The sequence below is a fragment of the Sulfurovum xiamenensis genome, from assembly GCF_030347995.1.
GTDB lineage: Bacteria > Campylobacterota > Campylobacteria > Campylobacterales > Sulfurovaceae > Sulfurovum > Sulfurovum xiamenensis.
On record NZ_JAQIBC010000021.1, the window covers coordinates 1 to 1,179 of the forward strand.

A 1,179-nucleotide genomic window follows, 5' to 3' on the forward strand; every position below is an offset into this window, starting at 1 on the left:
ATCTTACAAATGTTTTTAGGAGATTCCTTATGAATATCGATTTAATACTTCAAAATATTTTAAATCCACCCATACTATTCTTTTTGCTCGGTATGTTAGCTGTTTTTTTCAAATCAGAATTATCAATCCCTCAGCCTTTACCTAAACTTTTTTCATTGTACCTTTTGATAGCTATTGGGCTTCATGGAGGATATGAACTTTCGCATAGTGGTTTAAATACCTACATATTTACTGCACTTTCCTTAGCAATTCTAATGGCGATCATTGTACCGATCTATAGCTATTTTATTTTACGTGTGAAATTGGATAACTATAATGCCATTGCTATCGCTGCTACTTATGGATCTATCAGTGCGGTAACGTTTATCACTGGGATTACCTACCTTCAAACTATTGGCGTTGAATATGGGGGCTATATGGTAGCAGGAATGGCACTGATGGAGTCTCCGGCTATTGTAGTAGGACTTGTTTTTGCTACACTGTTTGCAAGAGGTTCTGAAGATAAAAAAGAGACAGATTGGAAAGAGATCTTTAGAGAGGCATTTTTAAATCCATCAGTCTATTTGTTGGTAGGTGCTTTGATCATTGGTATTGTGACCGGAGAAAAGGGCTGGAATTCTATGGAGCCACTGTTTGGGACTCTGTTTAAAGGAATGCTGGCATTTTTCCTTCTTGATATGGGATTGGTTGCAGCAAAAAGAATTTATGAGTTAAAAAAAGTCGGATTATTCCTCATTATGTTTGCAATCGCTATGCCTATATTTAATGCATCCGTTGCTATTCTATTAGGGTACTTCTTTGAACTGTCACAAGGAGATACTTTATTGCTGTCATTACTTGCGGGAAGTGCTTCTTATATTGCAGTGCCTGCGGCTATGAGGTTGTCTGTACCTGAAGCCAATCCTGGGCTTTATCTGCCATTGAGTCTAGCGGTAACTTTCCCTTTTAACATCTCTTTAGGGATACCGCTATACTACTACTTTATAACTATTTTGTGGGGTTAAAAATGAAAAAAATGAAAAAAGTTGAAGTCATCATCGAATCTATTTATACAAATAGAGTCTTAGAGATATTTAAAGAAGCTGATGTGACAGGTTATACCATTATCAGAGATATAGAGGGGTATGGAAGTCATGGACTAAAAACTGCTGATGAAGCGAATGATCTTCTTAGCAATAA

2 protein-coding genes are annotated in these 1,179 nt (G+C 36.6%); both read left to right on the plus strand.

The features are described from left to right. Positions 1-29: 29 nt before the first annotated feature. The gene (locus tag PF327_RS11375; protein ID WP_289402672.1) at positions 30-1,004 is read left to right on the plus strand and encodes a sodium-dependent bicarbonate transport family permease; all 975 of its coding nucleotides are present in this window, start codon (positions 30-32) and stop codon (positions 1,002-1,004) included. Between the two features lie 11 nt (positions 1,005-1,015). Next, on the plus strand, positions 1,016-1,179 hold a 164-nt coding region (locus PF327_RS11490), incomplete at its 3' end, for a P-II family nitrogen regulator (RefSeq protein ID WP_434481335.1).

What these genes read in the sequence shown, in the direction of transcription:
- PF327_RS11375 (WP_289402672.1), top strand. Translation starts at nt 30, where the DNA reads ATGAATATCGATTTAATACTTCAAAATATTTTAAATCCACCCATACTA.